At 72.7% G+C, this 20,783-nt stretch carries 16 protein-coding genes; 8 read left to right on the top strand and 8 right to left on the bottom strand.

The annotated features are described in order from the left end of the window. Window positions 1-75: 75 nt before the first annotated feature. Together AB0K18_RS17825 and AB0K18_RS17820 are read left to right on the top strand one after the other, a co-directional pair. Window positions 76-1,506, top strand: a complete 1,431-nt coding sequence (locus AB0K18_RS17825) for a glycoside hydrolase family 3 N-terminal domain-containing protein (protein WP_364915129.1) — start codon at window positions 76-78, stop codon at window positions 1,504-1,506. Continuing rightward, window positions 1,503-2,363, top strand: a complete 861-nt coding sequence (locus AB0K18_RS17820) for a MurR/RpiR family transcriptional regulator (RefSeq protein WP_355411010.1) — start codon at window positions 1,503-1,505, stop codon at window positions 2,361-2,363. Before AB0K18_RS17825 ends, AB0K18_RS17820 begins: the two co-directional genes overlap by 4 nt. Here AB0K18_RS17820 and AB0K18_RS17815 read toward each other — a convergent pair. Genes AB0K18_RS17815 through AB0K18_RS17790 form a run of 6 tightly spaced genes read right to left on the bottom strand, consistent with a single transcriptional unit; the run spans window position 2,360 to window position 8,719 of the window. After that, window positions 2,360-3,820, bottom strand: coding sequence for an aldehyde dehydrogenase family protein (locus AB0K18_RS17815; protein WP_364915127.1), 1,461 nt, complete (start codon window positions 3,818-3,820; stop codon window positions 2,360-2,362). The two genes, AB0K18_RS17820 and AB0K18_RS17815, sit on opposite strands and share 4 nt — an antisense overlap. Window positions 3,821-3,831: 11 nt before the next feature. Further along, window positions 3,832-5,442, bottom strand: a complete 1,611-nt coding sequence (locus AB0K18_RS17810) for a thiamine pyrophosphate-dependent enzyme (RefSeq protein ID WP_364915125.1) — start codon at window positions 5,440-5,442, stop codon at window positions 3,832-3,834. Continuing rightward, on the bottom strand, window positions 5,439-6,209 hold the full coding sequence (locus AB0K18_RS17805; protein WP_364915123.1) for an ABC transporter ATP-binding protein: 771 nt from the start codon (window positions 6,207-6,209) through the stop codon (window positions 5,439-5,441). The genes AB0K18_RS17810 and AB0K18_RS17805 overlap by 4 nt, the downstream gene beginning before the upstream one ends. Then, on the bottom strand, window positions 6,202-6,951 hold the full coding sequence (locus AB0K18_RS17800) for an ABC transporter permease (protein WP_364915121.1): 750 nt from the start codon (window positions 6,949-6,951) through the stop codon (window positions 6,202-6,204). Before AB0K18_RS17800 ends, AB0K18_RS17805 begins: the two co-directional genes overlap by 8 nt. Continuing rightward, window positions 6,948-7,727, bottom strand: coding sequence for an ABC transporter permease (locus tag AB0K18_RS17795; RefSeq protein ID WP_364915386.1), 780 nt, complete (start codon window positions 7,725-7,727; stop codon window positions 6,948-6,950). The genes AB0K18_RS17800 and AB0K18_RS17795 overlap by 4 nt, the downstream gene beginning before the upstream one ends. 47 nt (window positions 7,728-7,774) lie before the next feature. Next, on the bottom strand, window positions 7,775-8,719 hold the full coding sequence (locus tag AB0K18_RS17790; RefSeq protein ID WP_364915120.1) for an ABC transporter substrate-binding protein: 945 nt from the start codon (window positions 8,717-8,719) through the stop codon (window positions 7,775-7,777). A 104-nt stretch (window positions 8,720-8,823) separates the two neighbouring features. On the opposite strand from AB0K18_RS17790, the gene AB0K18_RS17785 reads away from it, so the two are divergent. Both AB0K18_RS17785 and AB0K18_RS17780 read left to right on the top strand, forming a co-directional pair. Next, window positions 8,824-9,594 carry an IclR family transcriptional regulator C-terminal domain-containing protein gene (locus AB0K18_RS17785; RefSeq protein ID WP_364915118.1) on the top strand — a complete coding sequence of 257 codons (771 nt, stop codon included), beginning with the start codon at window positions 8,824-8,826 and terminating at the stop codon, window positions 9,592-9,594. A 108-nt stretch (window positions 9,595-9,702) separates the two neighbouring features. Continuing rightward, on the top strand, window positions 9,703-10,137 hold the full coding sequence (locus AB0K18_RS17780) for a GNAT family N-acetyltransferase (RefSeq protein WP_364915116.1): 435 nt from the start codon (window positions 9,703-9,705) through the stop codon (window positions 10,135-10,137). 6 nt (window positions 10,138-10,143) lie between these two features. Here AB0K18_RS17780 and AB0K18_RS17775 read toward each other — a convergent pair whose 3' ends face one another. Continuing rightward, window positions 10,144-11,052, bottom strand: a complete 909-nt coding sequence (locus AB0K18_RS17775) for an NAD(P)-binding domain-containing protein (protein ID WP_364915114.1) — start codon at window positions 11,050-11,052, stop codon at window positions 10,144-10,146. Between the two features lie 76 nt (window positions 11,053-11,128). Between AB0K18_RS17775 and AB0K18_RS17770 the strand changes: the two genes are divergently transcribed. Further along, the gene (locus tag AB0K18_RS17770) at window positions 11,129-12,160 is read left to right on the top strand and encodes a helix-turn-helix domain-containing protein (RefSeq protein WP_364915112.1); all 1,032 of its coding nucleotides are present in this window, start codon (window positions 11,129-11,131) and stop codon (window positions 12,158-12,160) included. Between the two features lie 157 nt (window positions 12,161-12,317). Here the strand turns inward: AB0K18_RS17770 and AB0K18_RS17765 are convergent, their stop codons facing one another. Beyond that, entirely contained in the window at window positions 12,318-13,169 is an 852-nt protein-coding gene (locus AB0K18_RS17765) for a bifunctional methylenetetrahydrofolate dehydrogenase/methenyltetrahydrofolate cyclohydrolase (protein ID WP_364915110.1), read from the bottom strand. A 560-nt stretch (window positions 13,170-13,729) separates the two neighbouring features. Between AB0K18_RS17765 and AB0K18_RS17760 the strand changes: the two genes are divergently transcribed. From AB0K18_RS17760 to AB0K18_RS17750, 3 genes are read left to right on the top strand one after another with little or no spacing between them, the layout of a single operon-like run. Beyond that, window positions 13,730-18,106, top strand: a complete 4,377-nt coding sequence (locus tag AB0K18_RS17760; RefSeq protein WP_364915108.1) for an NEW3 domain-containing protein — start codon at window positions 13,730-13,732, stop codon at window positions 18,104-18,106. Further along, complete coding sequence (locus AB0K18_RS17755; protein ID WP_364915106.1) at window positions 18,103-19,407, top strand: hypothetical protein; 1,305 nt, start codon at window positions 18,103-18,105, stop codon at window positions 19,405-19,407. The genes AB0K18_RS17760 and AB0K18_RS17755 overlap by 4 nt, the downstream gene beginning before the upstream one ends. Beyond that, complete coding sequence (locus AB0K18_RS17750; RefSeq protein WP_364915104.1) at window positions 19,407-20,615, top strand: ROK family protein; 1,209 nt, start codon at window positions 19,407-19,409, stop codon at window positions 20,613-20,615. The genes AB0K18_RS17755 and AB0K18_RS17750 overlap by 1 nt, the downstream gene beginning before the upstream one ends. Window positions 20,616-20,783: the final 168 nt, after the last annotated feature.

Genomic DNA, 20,783 nt, shown 5'->3' with positions numbered 1-20,783 from the left:
CTCGGAAGTGGTTGTATCGAAGGCGACGATGACAGAAAATTACCTTCAGATCAACAACCGTGAAGGAAAATGCCGATGAGCGGTGACCTGTACAGACTGGCGATGACGGTGCTGCATCCGGGGTTCGAGGGGACCTCTGCTCCCGACTGGCTGCGCCGCGCGCTGGGCGAGGGTCTGGGCGGCGTGGTGCTGTTCGCCCGCAACGCCATCGGCGCCGATCTCGTCCGCGGGTTGCGGGCCGAGAACCCGGACGTCGTCGTCGCCGTCGACGAGGAGGGCGGCACGGTCACCCGGCTCGAAGTGGCGGACGGCAGCTCCTTCCCCGGCAACAGGGCGCTGGGCGTGGTGGACGACGTGCGGCTCACCGAGCAGGTGGGCCGGCAGATCGGCAGGATGCTCGCCGACCTGGACATCACGCTCGACTACGCGCCCTCCGCCGACGTGAACGCCGACCCGGCCAACCCCGTGATCGGTGTGCGCTCGTTCGGGCCTGCCGCCGAGCTGGTCTCCCGCCACACCGCCGCGTACGTCGAGGGCGTGCAGGGCGCCGGGGTGGCCGCCTGCGCCAAGCACTTCCCCGGGCACGGCGACACGGTCACCGACTCCCACCTGGCGCTGCCCACTGTGCACGCCACCAGGGAGGTGCTCCAGGAGCGCGACCTGCCGCCGTTCCGCGCCGCGATCGAGGCAGGGGTGCGCTCGATCATGTCAGGCCACCTGCTCGTGCCCGCACTCGATGCTGCGGTGCCCGCGACGCTCAGCCGTACCGTGATGACCGAGCTCCTGAGGGGCGAGCTCGGTTTCGACGGGATGCTGGTCACCGACGCGATCGAGATGCGGGCGGTCGCCGCCATGGCGCCGCCCGGTGAGATCGCCGTGCGCGCGCTCGACGCCGGCGTGGACGCCGTCTGCGTCGGCCTGAGCGACGAGAACGGCCTGCGCGAGATCGCTGAGGCGATCGTCGCGGCGGTCCGCGAGGGCCGGCTGGCCGAGGAGCGGCTGGCGGCGGCCGCCGCCCGCGTGCGGGCCCTGTCCACCTGGTACGCCGCCCAGTCCGAGCTGCGCGCCAAGGCCCACGGCGACGTGGACGAGGGCGTCGGCCTGGTCGCCGCCCGCCGCGCGCTCACCACGACCGGCGACGGCAGGCTGACGAGCGCCCCGCTGGTCGTCGAGGTCAACACCCGGCTCAACAAGGCCATCGACGCCGACACGCCGACCGGCGTCGCCACCGCGCTGACCGCCCTGCTGCCGGGCACCGCACGAGTGCGGCTGGAGCAGGGCGGCGAGCTGCCCGCGTTCGGCGAGCGTCCCGTGGTGCTCGTGGTGCACGACGCGGCCAGGCACCCGCAGGTGCGCGAGACGGTCGCGCGGGCCCTGGCCGCCCGCCCCGACGCGTTCGTGGTGGACACCGGCGTGCCGGCCGCGCCGGAAGGTGGCACGCACGTCCATACGCACGGCATCTCCCGCGTGTCGGCCCAGGCCGCGGCCGAGTGGATGACCCGATGAGCGTCGAGCCGGCGAACCCGGTGGCGGCCGTACGCGCCGTCCTGCCCTCGCTCACCCCCGCCGCGCAGTCGATCGCCCGCCTCATCGTGGACGACCCCGGCCTCGTGGTGCGCAGCACGATCACCGAGTTCAGCGCCGTGTCGGGGACGAGCGAGGCGACGATCGTGCGCACCGCGCGGGCCCTCGGCTTCGCCGGATACTCACAGATGCGCTTCGCGCTGGCGGCCGCCGTCGCCAAGGAGCCCGAGCGGCTGGTGCCCGGCGACCTCGCGCCCGACGACCCGCTGACCGACGTCATCGCCAAGGTCGCGCGGGCCGAGTCGGAGGCGCTCGCCGACACCGCCGCCCAGCTCGACCCCGACCGGCTCGGCGAGGTCGTCAAGGCCATCTCCGAGGCGCGCAGGATCGACGTGTACGGCGTCGCCGCCTCGGGCCTGGTCGCGACCGACATGTCGCAGAAACTGCTGCGCATCGGCCTGTCCAGCCACCCGTTCAGCGACGCCCACCTCGCGCTGACCAGCGCGGCCCTGCTCCGCGACGGCGACGTCGTGGTGGCCGTGAGCTGCAGCGGCGAGACGCCCGACGTGCTGGTGCCGGCCCGCACCGCCGCAGAGGCGGGCGCCCTGCTGGTGGCCATCACCGACAACCCGCGCTCGTCGCTGGCGGAGCTGGCCGATCACACGCTGGTCTCCGCGGGCCGCGAGACGGCGTTCCGCCCGGGCGCGCTGGCCAGCAGGATCAGCCAGCTCCTCATCGTGGACTGCATCTTCGTCGGGCTGGCGCAGCGGCGCTACGAAACCGCCGAAGCCGCCATCCGCGCCACCCGCGAGGCCACCGACCGCTACCGCAACCGCTAGAACGGGTAACCGGCGATGTCGCCCTGCACCGTGACCCACTGCGTCTCGGTGAAGGCGTCGACGTTGGCGCCCGTGCCGCCGAAGCGGCTGCCGGTGCCCGAGGCGCCCACGCCGCCGAACGGCGCCACGGCCTCGTCGTCCACGGTCTGGTCGTTGATGTGCACGATGCCGGTCGGCACCTGCTCGGCCAGCGCGAGGCCCTTCATGACGTCCCTGGTGAGGATGCCGAGCGACAGGCCGTACTCGGAGTCGGCCGCCAGCGCCGCCGCCTCCTCCAGGGTGGAGAACGTGGTGACCGGCGCCACCGGGCCGAACACCTCCTCCGCGTACGCGGGCGCTCGCACCGGCACCTCGGCCAGCACCGTCGGCCGGTAGAACAGCCCCTCGTACGAGCCGCCCGCCGCCAGCCTGGCCCCGGCCGTCACGCTCTCGGTGACCAGGCGGTGCACGCGGTCGCGCTGCCCGGCGTCGATGAGCGGGCCGAGCGCGACCTGACCGGTGGCCGGGTCGCCGACCGGCAGCCCGTCGGCCTTGGCGGCCAGGCGCTCGACGTACTCGGCGGCCACCGACTCGTGCACGATGTGGCGTCCCGAGGTCATGCAGATCTGGCCCTGGTGGAAGAACGACGCCCACGCGCCCGCCGAGGCCGCGGCGTCCAGGTCGGCGTCGTCGAAGATCACCAGCGCCGAGTTGCCGCCCAGCTCCAGGTGCACCCGCTTGAGCGCGCGGGCCGCCGCCTCTCCGACCTTGCGTCCCGCCGCGGTCGAGCCGGTGAAGGAGATGACGGGGATGTTCGGGTCGGCGACCAGCACCTGCCCGGCCTCGGGCCCGCCGGGCAGCACGTGCAGCAGCCCAGGGGGCAGCCCCGCCTCCTCGAAGACGCGGGCGATGGCGTAGCCGCCGCAGACGGCGGTGCGCTGGTCGGGCTTGAACACGACCGCGTTGCCCAGCGCCAGGGCTGGGGCGACCGACCTGATGCCGAGGATGAGCGGGAAGTTGAACGGCGCGATCACGCCCACCACGCCGACCGGCACCCGGCGGGCGAAGCTGAGCCGCCTGCGCGCCGTGGGCAGCATCTCGCCGACCGGCTGGCTGGCCAGCGCCGCCGCCTCGTAGCACTCCTGGGCGGCCACGTGCGTCTCGAACCCGGCCTTGCCCGGCACCCCGCCGGACTCCCTGACGATCCAGTCCTGGATCTCCTGGGCGTGCTCCTCGAACAGCCTGCCCGCGCGGCGCAGCAGGGCGGCCCGCTCCTCGTACGAGGTCGCCGCCCAGGCCCGCTGCTCCTGCCTGGCGCGTACGGCGGCGGCCGCCACGTCCTCGGCGCCGGCCGTGCCCGCCCTGCCCAGCTCGTTGCCCGTCGCGGGCTCGATGACGGGCGCCTCACCGGCCCGCGCGGCCGTCCAGCTCCCGTCGAAGATCGACCCCGTCCACGTCTTCGGGTCTAAGAACGTCATGGTGTGCCTCCTCAGGGCTGGAACCGCGGATCGACCGCCACGGCGACGTCGAGCAGCAGGGGGCTGTCGCGGCCGGGCAGTACGGGCATGATGTCATCGAGGGCCGCGGTCAGCTCGGCGTGCGAGCCGATCCTGACGGCCGGGCAGCCGAGCGACCTGGCCAGCGCGCCCATGTCGATCTCGTCGAACGCCGGCCACGGCGCCTTGCCGCCGCCGTGCTGCTCCGCGAGCCGGTCCATGACCGCGTACCTGCCGTTGGCCAGCACCACGAACAGGGCGCCCACCCGGTAGTGGGCGGCACTCCACAGGGCGTGCAGGCCGTAGAGCGCGGAGCCGTCGCCGACCACGGCCACCACCGGCCGGTCGGGCAGCGCCATCTTCAGCCCCACGGCGGCGGGCAGCGCGAACCCGAGCCCGCCCATCGCTGCCGACAGGAAGCCGAGCGAGGTCCTGGCGGGGACGAGGCGGTGCAGGTCGGGGCGGGCCGAGGGGGTCTCCTCGATGAGCGCGGCGTCGGCGGGCAGCCGCAGCGCCAGCTCGCGCAGCACGTCGACGGGCTGGAGCGGGCCGTTCGTGATGGTTTGCTGTGGTGCCTCAGGCGGATTGCTCGTGGCGCGTGGCCGCTTGCTCGTGGCGCGTGGCCGCTGCGGGAGCAGGGCGGTCAGGCGGGCGCAGACGGCTTCCGGCGCGGCCAGGACGGCCAGGTCGGCCGGGCTGCGGTGGGCCTCGGCCGGGTCGTCGGTGACCAGCGCGACGGCGGTGCCGGGCGGGATCAGCGGCCCCGGCACGTACGGGTACTGGCGGAACACCGGCGCGCCCACGGCGAGCACCACGTCGTACGCCGCCAGCCGCTCCCGCAGCCTGGCCCGGTCGGCGGGCAGCACGCCGGCGTACTGGGGATGGTCCTGGGGGAACCCGGCCCGGCCGCCGAACGACTCCTGGTGCACCGGGCATCCCAGCCGCTCGGCCAGCGCCACGAGCGCGTCCCACCCGTCGCGCACGCCAGCGCCCGCCACGATCGCCGGCCTCTCGGCCCCGGCCAGCAGCTCCACCAGCGGGGCCAGCTCGGCGTCCGACACCGACGCGGGCCGCACGAGCCTGGCCGGCGCCGCCATGACCTCCTCTTCGAAGGGTGCGTCCCAGTCGTCCATCGGCACCACGACCAGCGCGGGTCCCCGGCTGGTACGCGCCTCGTGCACGGCCCTGGCGACCGCGCCCGGCACGTCCTGGGCGCGTACGGGCTGGTCGACCCGTACCGGATAGTCGCCCGCCAGCCCCGCGAGCCGCCCGGCCAGGAACGGCTCCAGCGCCAGGTGCCGGCGGTCCTGCTGCCCGACGAGCACGACGAGCGGCGCCCGGTTCTCGCGCGCGGTCGCGATGGCGCCGACGGCGTTGCCCAGCCCGGCGGTGGTGTGCAGCACGGCGAGCGCGGGCGCGTCGCGCCCGATCGCCCAGCCGGTGGCCATGCCGACGACCGAGCCCTCGTGCAGGGCCAGTACGAAGCGCAGGTCGTCGGGCAGCCCCGTGAGCAGCGCCACCTCGGTGGAGCCCGGGTTGCAGAACAGCGTGGTCAGCCCGTGGCGGCGCAGCACGTCGAAGACGGCGTCCTTGACGGTGGTCATCGTTCTCCCCTCGCCCGCTGGATCTGCCGGTAGACGTGCCCGCGCAACTCGCCGAAACGCGGCAGCGACCGGGTGGTGAGCTGGTCGCGTTCGGGCGGCAGGTCGATCTTGAGGTCCTCCATGACCGTGGTCGGGGACGACGAGAGCACGATGACCCGCTGGCCGAGGTAGACGGCCTCGTCGATGTCGTGGGTGACGAAGAGCGTGGTGACGCCGAGGTCGCGCCACAACCGCAGGATGAGGTCCTCCAGGTCCGCCCTGGTCTGGGCGTCCACGGCGGCGAACGGCTCGTCCATGAGCAGCACCTGCGGCTCGTACGCGACCGCCCGCGCGATCGCCACCCGCTGCTGCATGCCGCCGGACAGCTGCCAGGGATGCGCGTCGGCGGCGTCGGCGAGCCCGACCGCCTCCAGGGACCCGGCGACCAGCTCCCGCCGCCTGGCCGCGAGCAGCCGCTTCTCCTTCAGCGGCAGCTCGACGTTCTCGCGCACGGTCATCCAGGGGAAGAGGCTGCGGGCGTACTCCTGGAAGACCACGGCCATGCGCGGCGGCGGGCCCGTCACCGGCACGCCGGCCACCCGCACCTCGCCGCCGGTCGCCGTCAGCAGCCCGGCCACGCAGCGCAGCAACGTCGTCTTGCCGCAGCCAGAAGGGCCGACCACGCAGACCAGCTCCCCCGCGCCGACCTCGAGCGTCACCTCACCGATCGCCTCGACCCTGCGACCTGGGCTCGCGTAGACCTTGTGCAGGCCGGAGATCTCAAGCACGGGCCGCTCCACTCCCGTGGTACCAGGCCAGCACCCGCCGCTCCACCACGCGGAACAGCGCCGACAACCCGAGGCCGAGCAGCCCGAGCAGCAGGATGCCGCTCCACATCTCGGCGATCTGGAACTGCCGCTGGAACAGCACGATCGTGAACCCGAGGCCGCTGGAGCTGGCGAACATCTCGCTGATGACCATGAGGATGATGCCGATCGACAGCGCCTGCCGCAGCCCGGTCATGATCTGCGGGCTCGCGCCGCGCAGCACGAAACGCCGCATCCGGGACGCGCCGCGCACGCCGTACATGCGGCAGGTGTCGGCGAGCACCTCGTCCAGCGCGCGTACGCCCTCCACGGTGTTGAGCAGGATCGGCCAGAGGCAGCCCGAGACGATGACCAGCACCTTCATCGGCGTGTCGATGCCCGCCAGCAGCATGATCAACGGCACCAGCACCGGCGGCGGGATCGCGCGGAAGAACTCCAGCACCGGCTCCAGCGTCGCCCGCAGCCGCCGAGAAAGCCCGATCGGCACGCCCAGGCCGACGCCGAGCAGCCCGGCCACGGCGTAGCCCGCGAGCAGCCGGCCGACCGACGGCAGCACGTCCTCGGTCAGCCGCTCGGAGAACCACGTCCCGGCGAACGCCCGGCCCACCGCGGCCGGCCCCGGCAGGTAGAACGTGGCCCCGCCGACCGCCCACCAGACCAGCACCAGCAGGGCGGGCAGCGCCAGCACCCTGATCACCTTCACGCGGCCACCTCCGAGCGCACGGCGGGATGCCAGGCCAGCACCCGGCGCTCCAGCAGCCGTACGGCCGCGTTGACCGCGATGCCGACCAGGCCGGACAGCACGATCAGCGCGTACACGGACGGCACCGCGCCGCTGCTCTGCGCGATCTGGATCTCCGCGCCGAGCCCTGGACTGCCGATGACCAGCTCCGCCGTCACCGCCAGGATGAACGCCACCGCCGCGGCCAGCCTGAGGCCGGTCATGACGTACGGCAGCGCGGTCGGCCACACCAGGTGCCTGATGCGCGACCAGGCCGACAGTCCGTACGACCTGGCCGTGTCGTAGGCGACCGCGTCCACGGCGGCGACGCCGTACAGGACCTGGATGAGCACCTGCCAGAACGCGGCGTAGACGACGAGCAGCAGCGTCGAGCCCAGCGAGGGCCCGAACAGCAGCGTCGCCAGCGGCACCAGCGCCACCGACGGGATCGGCCGCAGGAACTCCACCGTCGAGTTCGTCAGCGCGCGCAGCCCAGGCACCACGCCGATCAGCACGCCCGCGCCGACCGCGGCGCAGAACGCCAGCGCCAGCCCGATCGCCCAGCCGCGCAGGGTCTCGGCCAGCGCGATCCACAGCTCGGCGGTGGCGAGCTGCCCGGCCAGCGTGCCGAGGACGACCGTGGCGGGCGGCAGGAACCGCTCGTCCACCAGGCCCAGCCTGGGCACCGCCTCCGCCAGGAGCAGCAGCCCGGCCAGCCCGGCGGCGCCGTACCCGAGCCGGGCGGGCAGGCCGGTCAGACCCGCGGCGCCGTTTGCCGGCCGGGCGAGCCGACCGTCCGCGCCCCTCACGGCACCAGCTCCGAGACGTCCACCTTGTCCTGCAGCACCCCGTCGGCCAGCGCCAGGTCCGCGATGGTCTGCACGGACGCCTTGTTCACCTCGACCGGCCACTTCGGCAGCTTGATCTGCGCGATCACCTCGGGCGCGATCTTCGTGTACGTCTTCAGCACCTCGCGCACCTCGTCAGGGTGGCCGTCGGCGTACTCCAGGGACTTGCGCATCGCGGCGGTGAAGCGGCGGGTCAGGTCGGGGTCGGTGCGGCCGGTGGTGAAGTACATGGCCACGGTCAGGTCGGGGGCGGCGTCGGCGAAGTTCCACGCCACCGGACGGGCGCCCTGGCTGATGGCCTGGCTGACGAACGGCTCGACCACCCAGATCGCGTCCACCCGGTCGCTCTGCAGCGCGGCGGGCGCGTCGGGGAAGGGCAGCTCGACGAACTCGATGCCGCTCGGGTCGCCGCCGGCCTTGCGCACGGACGCGCGTACGGTCGTGTCGCCGATGTTCTTGAGCTGGTTGACCGAGATCTTCTTACCCGCCAGGTCCTTGGCCGTCTTGATCGGACTGTCCGGCTTGACCAGCACCGCGCTGAAGTCCGCGCCCTGCTCGCCCGTCGAGGAGACGCCGTTCGCCACCACCTTCACGTCCAGGCCCTGCTGCTTGGCGGTCAGCAGCGACGTGGTGTTGGCGAAGGCGAACTGGAACTGCCCGCTCACCGCGCCCGACACCGAGGCGGCTCCGCCCGCGACCGGGGTGATGGCGAGGTCGATGCCCTGCTCGGTGAAGAAGCCCTTGGCCTTGCCGAGGTGGATCGGCGCGGTGTCGACGATGGCGATCACGCCCGCGTTGACTTTGTCGGGGCCGGTGCCAGTGGATTCTCCGGCCGGTTCTGAGGTGCCACAGGCTGTCACGAGTGCGGCGGTGCAGGTGAGGATCACAAGAGCGCGACGCACGACTGCTCCTCTTTCTGTTCGCTGTGCGCACAGGTATTCTCTGACCGAACGACCCCGTATCGCGGAAGCTACGCTCTTGCCCGCCGCTGTCAAGGGGGCAGCTCATGGTCGATCATGTGCAGTCGCTCGCCCGGGGGCTCGCGGTGATCCGGGCGTTCAGCGCCGCCCAGCCCGAGCTGACGCTCAGCCAGGTGGCCCGCGCGACCGGGCTGAGCAGGGCGGCGGCCAGGCGGTTCCTCATCACGCTGACCGATCTCGGCTACGTGCGCAGCGACGGGCGGCTGTTCGCGCTCACACCGCGGGTGCTGGAGCTCGGCTACGCCTACCTGTCCAGCCTGTCCCTGCCCGAGGTCGCCGACCCCCATCTCGAACGGCTCGCCGCCGAGGTCCGCGAGTCCGCCTCCGTCGCGGTGCTGGACGGGGAGGACGTCGTGTACGTGGCGCGGGTGGCCACCGCCCGGATCATGCGCGTCACCATCAACATCGGCACTCGCTTCCCCGCGTACTGCACCTCGATGGGGCGGGTGCTGCTCGCCGGGCTGCCCGCCGCCGAGCTGGACGCCTACCTGGAGCGGGCCGAGCTGCGCCGGCTCACCTCCCGCACCATCGTCCTGCCCGCCGCCTTGCGGGCCGAGCTCGACGAGGTGCGGAGGCGCGGGTGGGCGATGGTGGACCAGGAGCTCGAGGAGGGGTTGCGGTCGATCGCGGCGCCCATCAGGGACCGGTCGGGGCGGACGGTGGCGGCGGTGAACGTGTCCACGCACGCCAGCCGTACGAGCCTGCAGGCCGTACACCGCGACCTCCTCCCGCCTCTGCTCGCCACGGCCGCCAAAATCGAGTCCGACCTGGCCGCGCTGTCCGTTACCTCCGCCTGACCCGCCGTGCCTTGGACGCGCGGCGCCTGGCTCCGCATCAGGGCGCGGCACTTGCCTTCCACCGACCCTGCGAACGGGAGCCCGGCGCGCGGCCGTACCCTGGCCCGCATGCACATCCGTCTTCGCCTGCCCGCCGACCTGGACGCCTGCGTGGAGGCGCTCGCCCAGGTCCAGGCCGCCGACCGCTACCCCGTCGACTGGCCGGGCGACCCCGGCGGCTGGCTCACCCCCTCCGACCTGACGTCGGCCTGGGTCGCGGTCGAGGACGGCGCCGTACTCGGGCACGTCGGCCTCACCCGGGACGCGGAGATCGTCCGCCTGTTCGTCACGCCGGCCGCGCGCGGCCGGGGCCTGGCCGCCCGCCTCCTCGACACCGTCCGCGCCACCACCCCTGGCCCCCTCAAGCTGGAGGTCTCGTCAGAGGGCACCGCCGCCATCGCCCTTTACGAACGGACGGGCTGGCGCCACACCGGCACCACCCGCGGCCGGTGGCTCAACGCCGCCGGCGAACCCGCCCTCCTCCACCACTACACGAGCCCCTGACCACGTTCACCTCCGGAAGTGGTCGATGACGCGGGCGTAGCTGTCGAGGGCGTGCCCGCAGTCGATCGCCTCGGCGAGCAACTCGCCGGTGTACTCCGCCATGGTGGCGTCGATGCCGCGCATCCGGCTCTCGTGGATGAGGTGCCGGACCGGCGGGACCTGGGTCTCCAGGGTGGCGTCGGCGGCGGCGAAGGAGTTCGCGTCGATCTGGTGGGCGTAGGCCGTCAGGAACGACGCCACCCCCTTCAGCCAGTCCGTGGCCATCGGCAGGAAGTCGGTGGCCGCGATCTTCTCGGTGCCCAGGAGCGCCGCGCCGTGCATGAAGCCGTTGAACGTCGACCACATGATCCCGAGCAGCGCGACGTCGTACAACGACGGGAGGCCGACGTCGGTGCTGATGAGCGTGGTGCCGCCGCCCAGCACCCGCAGGGTCTGCTCGTACGCCTCGTACGCGGCGGACGGGCCTCCGTACAGGATGACCGTCTCCGGCGCGCCGATGCCGGGCGGGGTCATCATGATCGCCCCGTCCAGGTACTCGGCCCCGTGGTCCGCCGCCCAGCCGGCCATCGCGCGGGCCTCGTCGGACGCTCCCGAGGTGAGGTTCACCAGGGCGCGGCCGGACAACTCCGTCTCCGCGGGGGCGAGCAGGTCGCGTACGGCGTCGTAGTCCCGTACGCAGACGATGACGAGCGGGGCGGCGGTGACGGCGGCGCCCACCGTCGGAGCCTCGCTCGCGCCCGCCTCGACCAGGGCCTGCGCCCTGCCCGGCGTGCGGTTCCAGATGGTCGTGGGGTGGCCCGCCTGCAGGAAGGCGGCGGCCAGTGCCCGGCCCATCATGCCCATGCCGATGACGGTGACCGGTGTTTCTGCCATGTCTGTCACTTTCTGTCCGTTTCGATGGTGACGGGCCACCATGATGGCAACGCGAGCCGGCGGCCGACATTGGCAGGAGTGCCGACATTCACCAAATTCCTGCCATAGGGTGAGCGTCGTGAGTGCCGGCACCGTGGCGCTCGTCGTGATCGACGACGCCATCTCCATGTGGGACATGTACGAGCTGGGCATCGCCACAGCGGTCTTCGGCGTGGACCACAGCGACCTCGCGGACCCGTGGTACGACCTGCGGGTGGTCGGGATGCGCCCCGGGACGACCTCCTCGGTGCCGGGGTTCACCTGCAACGCGCCGTACGGGCTGGAGGAGCTGGAACGGGCGGACACGGTGATCGTCCCGGTCGTGCCGGAGGCGTACATGCGGGGCGACCGCGACCTGCCACGGGAACTGCTCGACGCCCTGCGCCGCGCGGGCGCCGCGGGAGCGCGGATGGTCTCGCTCTGCAACGGCGTGTTCGCGCTCGCCGCCGCGGGCCTCCTCGACGGCCGTCCCGCCACCGCCCATTGGGAGCACACCCGCGAGCTGGCCGAGCGGTACCCGCAGGTGCTGGTGGACGACTCGGTCCTGTACGTCGACGACGGCGACGTGCTCACCAGCGCCGGGCTCAGCGGCGGGCTCGACCTGTGCCTGCACATCGTCCGCCGCGACCTCGGCGCGCGGGTGGCCAACCAGCTCGCCCGCCGTCTCGTGGTGCCCGCCCACCGGCCGGGCGGCCAGGCCCAGTTCGTGGAGCGCGCCGTCGATGTGACCGACGACGGGATCGCCCCCGTCCTGCACTGGGCGCTGGAGCACCTCGACGCCCCGCTCACCGTCGAGGACCTGGCCGCCCGCGCGGGGATGAGCGTACGCAGCTTCCACCGCAACCTGCGGGCGGCGACCGGCACCAGCCCGATGAAGTGGCTCCTCCACCAGCGGCTCGCCCGCGCTCAGCAGCTCCTGGAGACCACCGATCTGTCCATCGAGCAGATCAGCGAACGCAGCGGGCTCGGCGGCGCGAACAACCTCCGCCACCATTTCGCGGCGCATCTCGGGGTGACGCCCACCGAGTATCGCCGCGCGTTCCCCTGCCCTTCCACGGACCTGAACCGCCCACAACGCCCTCCGCGCCACCCCGTCCGGTCCGCGTCTTAGAGCGCGGACGCCGCCGCAGTCTCCTTGAGAGCTCAGGGCCCCATGGGGCTCCGGGTCCTTGAGGGTCCATGGGGCCCGTGGCCCCACGGGCTCCCAGGCCCAGGGCGGGCCCGGGGTGCCGGCAGCAGGCCCGCATGAACGGCCGGCGGGGCCAGGGTCAGGCGAGCCGGCGTTCGGCGGCTTCGACGACGTTGGCGAGGAGCAGGGCGCGGGTCATCGGGCCGACGCCGCCCGGGTTGGGCGTGAGGTAACCGGCGACCTCCTCGACGTCCGGAGCCACGTCCCCGGCGATCTTGCCCGCCACCCGGGAGACCCCGACGTCGAGCACGGCGGCCCCCGGCTTGACCATGTCACGCGTGATCAGCTCGGGCACGCCGGCCGCCGCCACGACGATGTCGGCCTGCCGAACGTGCGAGGCGAGGTCCTGGGTGCCGGTGTGGCAGAGGGTCACCGTGGCGTTCTCGCTGCGCCGGGTCAGCAGCAGCCCGAGCGAGCGCCCCACCGTGATGCCGCGACCGACCACGGCGACCTCGGCACCCTTGATCGGCACGCCGTACTCGCGCAGCAGCAGCACGATGCCGTGCGGCGTGCAGGGCAGCGGCGCGTCCACCATGTGCACGAGCCGCCCGAGGTTGACCGGGTGCAGCCCGTCGGCGTCCTTGGCCGGGTCGATGCGCTCCAGCAGCGCCATCGTGTCGAGGTGCTTGGGCAGTGGGAGCTGCACGATGTAGCCGGTGCACGCCGGTGAGGCGTTGAGCTCGTCGATGGCCGCCTCGACGTCGGTCTGGGACGCGGTGGCCGGCAGATCGACGCGGATGGAGGCGATGCCCACCTCCGCGCAGTCGCGGTGCTTGCCCGCGACGTAGATCTGGCTGCCGGGGTCGTCCCCCACCAGAACGGTGCCCAGGCCGGGCGTGATCCCGCGTTCTTTGAGCGCGGCCACCCGCTTGGTGAGATCTGCCTTGATCTTTGCGGCGGTGGCCTTGCCATCGAGTTTCACAGCGCTCATGCCGCAATCCTGTCATGCCCCCTGACCTCCCCCGCACCACCCCACACCCCCGGCCACGGACGCTGCCACGGACGCCAAGCCCCACAGCCCGACCACCCCGCACGACCAGATCCCGCACACCCGATCCCACTCAGCGGCCACCCCCACCCCGCCAGATGCCAGGCCCGGGTCCGACCGCCAACCACCCGGCGCCGCCGTCCCGCCCCGAAGTGGTGGCGGCCGACTCCCAGAGGACCACCACCCACACCACAGACGCCGCAAGCCTGACCCACCACCACCACAGACGCCGCAAGCCTGACCCCACCACCACCACCAGCCACACCACTGTCCCGCCCCTACGAAGTGGCGATCGGGTCCCGGGGGACGGCCATCCATAGCGGCCCGCAGCGGCGGGACGCGGTCCGTCTGTGGGGTACCGGTTGCCGTCGTTCCCGGTGACTTATCCACAGGCCACGAGCGGCCGGGGCGGGCTATCCACAGCCGAAGCCTGACATCGTTGTCATCGATTCGGCGAAGGCTTAGTGTTTTCGGCGCCAGCACCACGCGTCCGGAGGTCCCCCTTGCCGTTCCGCCTCTTGTCCGCCGAGTCCACCGACCTGTTCGTCGGCTCCCAGGAGGAGCCGCACCAAGTCCTGCGCGTCACCGTGGCGGCAGGCGAGCGCGAGTCGTCGCTGAAGCTGCGCGGCGCGGGCGTCCGGCTGGCCGGGAATGTCACGATCCCACCAGAAGCGGGAGTGCACGAGGTCCCGCTGGAGGTGTCGGCCGCGCCGGGCACGACCGTCCCCTGCCTGCTCACCCTCGACGGCGAGGAGCTGGAGGTCGAGGTCACAGCCGAGGAGCCGGGCTGGACGATGTTCATGGTGTCCCACTTCCACTACGACCCCGTGTGGTGGAACACGCAGGCCGCCTACACCAGCCCGTGGGAGCTGCTGTCGGCCGACGCCACCACCAGGCCGCTCTGGGAGGGCAACGCGTTCGCCCTGGTCGAGGCCCACATCGAGCTGGCGCTGCGCGACCCCGACTACCGGTTCGTGCTGGCCGAGGTCGACTACCTCAAACCGTTCTTCGACACCCATCCCGAGCGCCGGGCCGACCTCAGAGCCCTCATGGCCGAGGGCCGGGTCGAGCTGGTCGGCGGCACGTACAACGAACCCAACACCAACCTCACCGGCGCCGAGACCACGATCCGCAACCTCGTCTACGGCATCGGCTACCAGCGCGACATCCTCGGCGGCGACCCGCGCACGGCGTGGCAGCTCGACGTGTTCGGCCACGACCCGCAGTTCCCCGGCTACCTCGCGGCGGCCGGGCTGACGGCCAGCGCGTGGGCGCGCGGCCCGTTCCACCAGTGGGGCCCGATCAGCAAGAACTTCAAAGAGGCCAAGAACGACGCGGCGCTGATGCAGTTCCCCAGCGAGTTCGAGTGGATCGCGCCGTCGGGGCAGGGCGTGCTGACCCACTACATGCCGGCTCATTACTCCGCCGGCTGGTGGATGGACTCGTCGCCGTCCCTTGAGGACGCCTGCCAGGCGGTCTACGACCTCTACCGCTCGCTCAAGCCGGTGGCCGCGACGAAGAACATCCTGCTCCCGGTCGGCACCGACTACACCCCGCCCAACAAATGGGTGACCGACATCCACCGCACGTGGGCGTCCCGCTATGTGTGGCCCAGGTTCGTGTGCGCCGTCCCGCGTGACTTCCTCGACGCCGTACGCGCCGGGCTGTCGTCCTACAGCCCCCAGACGCGCGACATGAACCCGATCTACACCGGGAAAGACGTCTCCTACATCGACACCAAGCAGGCCCAGCGCGCGGCCGAGGTGGCGGCACTCGACGCAGAGCGGCTGGCGACGTTCGCTCATGTGCTGGGGCTGGGCGGCTACCCGCACACGGCGCTCGACAAGGTGTGGCGGCAGCTCGCCTACGGCGCCCACCACGACGCCATCACCGGCTCCGAGTCCGACCAGGTCTACATCGACCTGCTGACCGGGTGGCGCGAGGCGTACGACCTGGCCGCCGAGGCCCGCGACAACGCCCTGTCGGCCCTGTCCGCCCAGGTCACGACCGACGCGCCGGGGGTGCTCGTCGCCAACACGCTGCCGTTCGCGCGTGACGGCCTGGCGACGGCCGCACTGCCTGAGGGTCACGTGCTGGCCGACCCCTCCGGGGTCCCGGTTCCCGCAGTGGCGGAGGGCGGCACGCTCACGTTCCTGGCCCGCGACGTGCCGTCGGTGGGCTGGCGCACGTACCACGTGGTGCCCGGCACCCCCGAGTCGTGGCAACCGGCATCCGGCGTCACCATCGAGAACGACCGCTGGCAGATCACCGCAGACCCCGACAAGGGCGGCACCCTCGTCTCCATCGTCGATCGCACCACCGGCCAAGAGGTCCTCACCGGCCCCGGCAACGAGCTGCGCCTCTACGACGAATATCCCCAGCATCCCGACATGGGCGAGGGGCCCTGGCACCTCATCCCGACCGGCCACGTCATGGGCTCGTCGTCGGCCGCCGCGACCGGTGTGCGCGCCGAGGTCAGCCCGGTGGGCCGGCGGCTGATCGTGGCCGGGCAGGTCGGCGAGATCACGTACGAGCAGGTCGTCACCCTCCCGGCCGGCTCCGACCGCATCGACTTCAGGACCCGCGTCCTCGACCACACCGGCGCCGACCGGCTGCTGCGGGTGCGGTTCCCGGCCCGGGTGGAGGGGGCGCTGCCGGTGTCCGACGTCTCGGGGGCCGTGGTGGGGCGCGGTTTCGCGCTGCCCGACGTCGACACGGCCCACCACCCGTGGACGCTCGACAACCCGGCCAACACCTGGTTCGGTCTCTCGGCCACCGTGAAGGTCGATCTGGGCGCGGCGGGCGCACGCGCGCTCGGCGTGGCCGAGGTCGTGGTGCCCGCCCTCGACGACGCTCCGCAGGCCCGCGACCTGGTCGTGGCCCTGGCCAGGGCCGGCGTCACCGCCACCACCTCGTCCGCCGACGGCACCCGCTACGGCTGGCTCGACGTCGACTCCAACCTGCCCGACGTACGCCTCGTGCTGGGCGGCCCCGACACCAACCCGGTGGCCGCCGACCTGCTCGCCAGAGCCGACGAGTCCTACGCGAAGGCGCTGAGCGAGGGGGCCACCCGCGTCTGGATCCCCGCCGAGCGCCCGCTGCCCGAGACCTGGCAGCCCAGCGCCGACCTGCGCGACCTGCGTGCCCTCCCGGCACTCATCGTCACCGACTCCATCGCCGACCTGGTGGCCGACCTGGCCGACGCGACCATCGAGGCCGTGTGCCCGCTGGGCGGCGAGCGCCTTGAGGACCGTACGGTGGCGCTGCTGGCGTACGGGCTGCCCGGGTTCGCGGTCGACCCGTCCGGCGCACTGCACCTGTCGCTCATGCGGTCCTGCACCGGCTGGCCCTCCGGCATCTGGCTCGACCCGCCCCGCCGCACCACGCCCGACGGCTCCGGCTTCCAGCTCCAGCACTGGACGCACGAGTTCTCCTACTCCCTGGTCTCGGGCCCCGGCGACTGGCGCGCCCTGCGCCTGCCCGCCGCCGCCCAGGAACACATCACCCCCCTCCACACCCGCCTCCTCGAAGCTCCGCAGACGGGCTCCCTCCCACCTGTCCACTCCCTGCTTACGGTGTCCCCCGAGCGCGACGTCCTCCTGAGCACCCTGAAGTCCACCGGCAACCCCCACGCCCACGGCCGCACGGAGGGATCCTCGGAAACCTCCGCCGTAACGATCCGCCTGACCGAATCCACCGGCCTGGGCACTCGGGCCGAGCTGACCTCCCCCGTCCTCGACCTGCACACCCTCACCCCCGCCAACCTCCTCGAACACCCCACGACATCCACCTCCCACGCGCTGACCCGCACGAGCGGAAGCACCACACGCACCACCCCCGGCGAGCCCACCCCGCCGGCACCCGGCTCCCTCGCATCCTCCGGCTCCGCAGCCACCACGGCTGCGGCCAGCGATGAGCCCGCAGGCCCCTCGCCCGCGCCCGCGCCCGCGCCCGCGCCCGTGCCTGCGCCTGCGCCTGCGCCTGCGCCTGCGCCTGCGAGCATCGACCTCGGTGGCTTCGAGGTCGCCACCTACCTCGCCTCGGCATCGCTCCCGTCCACGGCACCGCTCCTGTCCGCGGCGCCGGAGCTCGCGCGCACGACCGAGCAGGCCCAGCCCGTCTACAGCCGCTACTGGCTGCACAACAAGGGCCCGGCACCCCTGGGCTACCTCCCGGTCTCCATCGCGGTCACGCCGGGTCTCGTGGAGTCGCCGGAGGGGCCGTTCGAGGTGGAGGTCGTCCTGGCCTCCCACCTCACGGACACCGCGCACGAGGGCGTCGCCGAGATCCGCGTCCCCGAGGGCTGGACGGCCACCCCGTCCGCCCGCCCGTTCCGCCTCACCTCCGGCGGACACCTCCGCTTCCCCGTGACGGTGACACCCACCGCCGACCCGGAGCCCGGCCTGCACTTCATCTCCGCCCGCACCCACACGAGTGGGCAACTCGTCGAAGACATCACCACGGTCGCCATCGGCCCCGCGCCCGAGCTGCCCGTCCCCGGCACCCCACCCGAGCTCGCCAAGGCGACGCGCGGCACCACCGCCGACACGGCCCGCCCCACGGGACTGTCGATCACCACCGTCGAGGACTCCCTCACCCTGGCCCCCGGCGACCAAGCCCAGCTCACCCTGCGCCTCACCAACACCACCGCCGGCGAAATCCGCGGCGAAGCCCAGCTGGCCTCACCTTGGGGCACCTGGTCCCTGCTCCCGGAGGTCATCAGGGGCTTCACGGTGGCGGCAGGAACGACCGCCGAGGTGTCGTTCCCGGTGCGGGTCCCCCACGACCACCCGACCGGCCACGCGTGGGCCCTGGCCAAGGTCATGTGGTTCGGCCGCTGCCAGTACACCCCGGCAGTACGCCTGGAGGTGACCCCATGACACCAGCGAACCCCTCGACCAACCCCAACAGCTCAGCCGTTCCGGCCGGAGAGGGCCCCACAACGGTGGTCGGCGACCCGGCAGGAGGTCACTCGGCGATGGAGGTCGATGGAGTGGCCGGAGGCGGACCGGAGACGGCGGTGATCGGGTGGATCGACGGCCGTCCGGTTCCTCGCGCACGCCTTGACGCTCGCCTCGCCACCCTCCGGGACGGCCCGCTCAGCTCGGCCCTTCCCGTGCCCGGCACCTCGGAAGACCGTCAGCTCGCTCGCTGGCTCACCCAGGTCATCCTCACCGAAGCCCTCTGCGAGTCCACCGCCACCGAGATCGGCCTGTCCGTAGGACCGCAGGCCACCCCGGCCCTGTCCATAAAACCGCAGGCCACCCCGGCCCTGTCCATAAAACCGCAGGCCACCCTGGCCCTGTCCATAGAACCGCAGGCCACCCTGGCCCTGTCCGTAGGACCGCAGGCGATCTCGACCCTGTCCGTAGGACCGCAGGCCACCCCGGCCCTGTCCATAAAACCGCAGGCGACCCCGGCTCACCCGTCGCCCGAAGAACACGCTGCCTCGGATGCCCCGGCGAAGGCGGCCGCGACGGCAGCCCTTACGCTCGATCGGGTGGCCGCAGTAGAACTCGGTTCGATCAACGCCGCCGCCTACAACGCCAGCCCCTGGGTGCGGGCCGTGTTCGAGCACGTTACGGCCACGGTGACCGTTCCCGAGGAATGGCGCCGCCCACCGACCCCCGAACAACCGCCCCGCCACCACGTACGCCACCGCCTGTTCGGCACCCTCTCGCACGCTCAGGCAGCGACACCCTCCGACCTCGAACCCCTCGGCCTCATCACGCTCGACTCCCTGCCCACCACCATCGCCCAAGCCCTCGAAAGCCACCCGTACAACACCCTGGTCGGCCCGATCAGGGACGCCCTCGGCTGGCACGTGGCAACCGCCACCCCACCCGAGACGCCCACCCCCGCCCCACCACACCAGACGACCGTCACCACCCCACCTGGCCAGACGACCACCACCACGCCTTCACCTGGGACGACCGCCCCCACGTCACCGTCCCCAACGGCCGCTACCACACCGCAGTCCGACGAACCGGAAGGAATCGTGCAGACACTGCCTCACCCCGCCTCCCGGCCGACCGGCCACGACCACGACCTTCTGGCCGCCGCTCGGCGTAAGGCGTTCGCGCGCTGGCTGGACGACATGCGGGCCAGGAAGGTCACCCTCGTTCCCGGCCTGGAGCATCCTGGCGACCCCCGCCAGCCCGACAACCACCACAAACACTGATGAACTGCGTACTTGCCATTGACATCGGAGGGACCAAACTCGCCGCCGCGCTGGTGGACGAGGAGGGTTCCATCCTGCGCTCTGCGACCCGGCCGACCCCGCGTACGGAGGTGATGTCCGCCCTCGCCGCCCTCATCGCGGAGGTGACGGCAGGCGGCCCGGCGCCCCTGGCGGTCGGCATCGGCTGCGCCGGCCCGCTCGACCTGGCGACCGGCGCCGTGAGCCCCGTCAACATGCCGAGCTGGCGCGGGTTCCCGTTGCGGGACGAAGTGCACAAGCTGACCGGGCTGCCGACGCTGCTCGCGGGTGACGCGCAGTGCTTCGCGCTGGGGGAACACTGGCTGGGCGCCGGACGCGGCTGCTCGTCGCTGCTGGGCATCGTGGTGTCGACCGGCATCGGCGGCGGCCTGGTCATCGACGGCGCCCCGCTCCTCGGCCCCACAGGCAACGCCGGACATGTCGGGCACATGAGCATCGATCCGTACGGCGAACGCTGCGAGTGCGGCGGCCGAGGCTGCGTGGAACGCTACGCCAGCGGCCCGAACATGACCCACTGGGCCCTGGACAACGGCTGGTCCCCCTCCCCCGACACCGCTACGGCCGCCGTCCCAGAAAAGCCCCTCGTCCACGTTCACGACGCGGCTCCAGGGGCAGGGACCCCTCGGGACAAGCAGGGGAACGGGAGTACTGAGGAAAATCAGGGGATTGCACTCTCCGGGAACAGCCGGGAGAACCGCCCTTTTGGGGGAGGCCGAGGCAACGGGCCCGTAGGGGACGGACCACTCGAGGACGGTAGAGGACCCTTCGGGGACGGCCGGGTGAACGGGACTCCTGGAGAAGAGGAGCACACGCACAACGAGGAGGGCAGGGCCCAGGGCGAGGGACAACGGGCAGACGCACGGGCGTTGGCACGGGATGCCGCCGCCGGGGATGAGATCGCGGTGCAGGCGTTCGAGCGGGGCGCCAGGGCGCTGGCGGGCATGATCGCATCCACAGCGGCCGCCGCCGAGGTCACGACCGTGGTGATCGGCGGAGGCGTGTCGGCGGCGGGCAGCGTGCTGTTCGATCCGCTGGAGCGAGCACTTGACGACGTGGCCGGGCTCGCGTTCGTCCGGGCGGTCCAGGTGAAGCAGAGCACGCTCGGAGTCCGAGCGGGCCTCGCCGGTGCCGCAAACCTGGCCTGGCAAGCCCTCAACTCCACAACCTGACCGCTACTGGCGTCGCGCAGACGGACGCGCCGTCCCGGGTGGCGCCGCCGGGACGCGGTGCGTCGGCACGGCGCCAAGCGGTGTGCGGCCCGGCTGAGATGTGCGTCCCGGCCGAGATGTGCGGCCCGGCCGCATTGTGCGGCGCTGCCGAGCAGTTGTTACGGCACG

Source organism: Nonomuraea sp. NPDC049421, from assembly GCF_040677005.1.
In the GTDB taxonomy this organism is placed as follows: domain Bacteria; phylum Actinomycetota; class Actinomycetes; order Streptosporangiales; family Streptosporangiaceae; genus Nonomuraea; species Nonomuraea salmonea.
The sequence above is the reverse complement of the archived record's forward strand: the minus strand, read 5'-3'. Positions and strand labels throughout refer to the sequence as shown.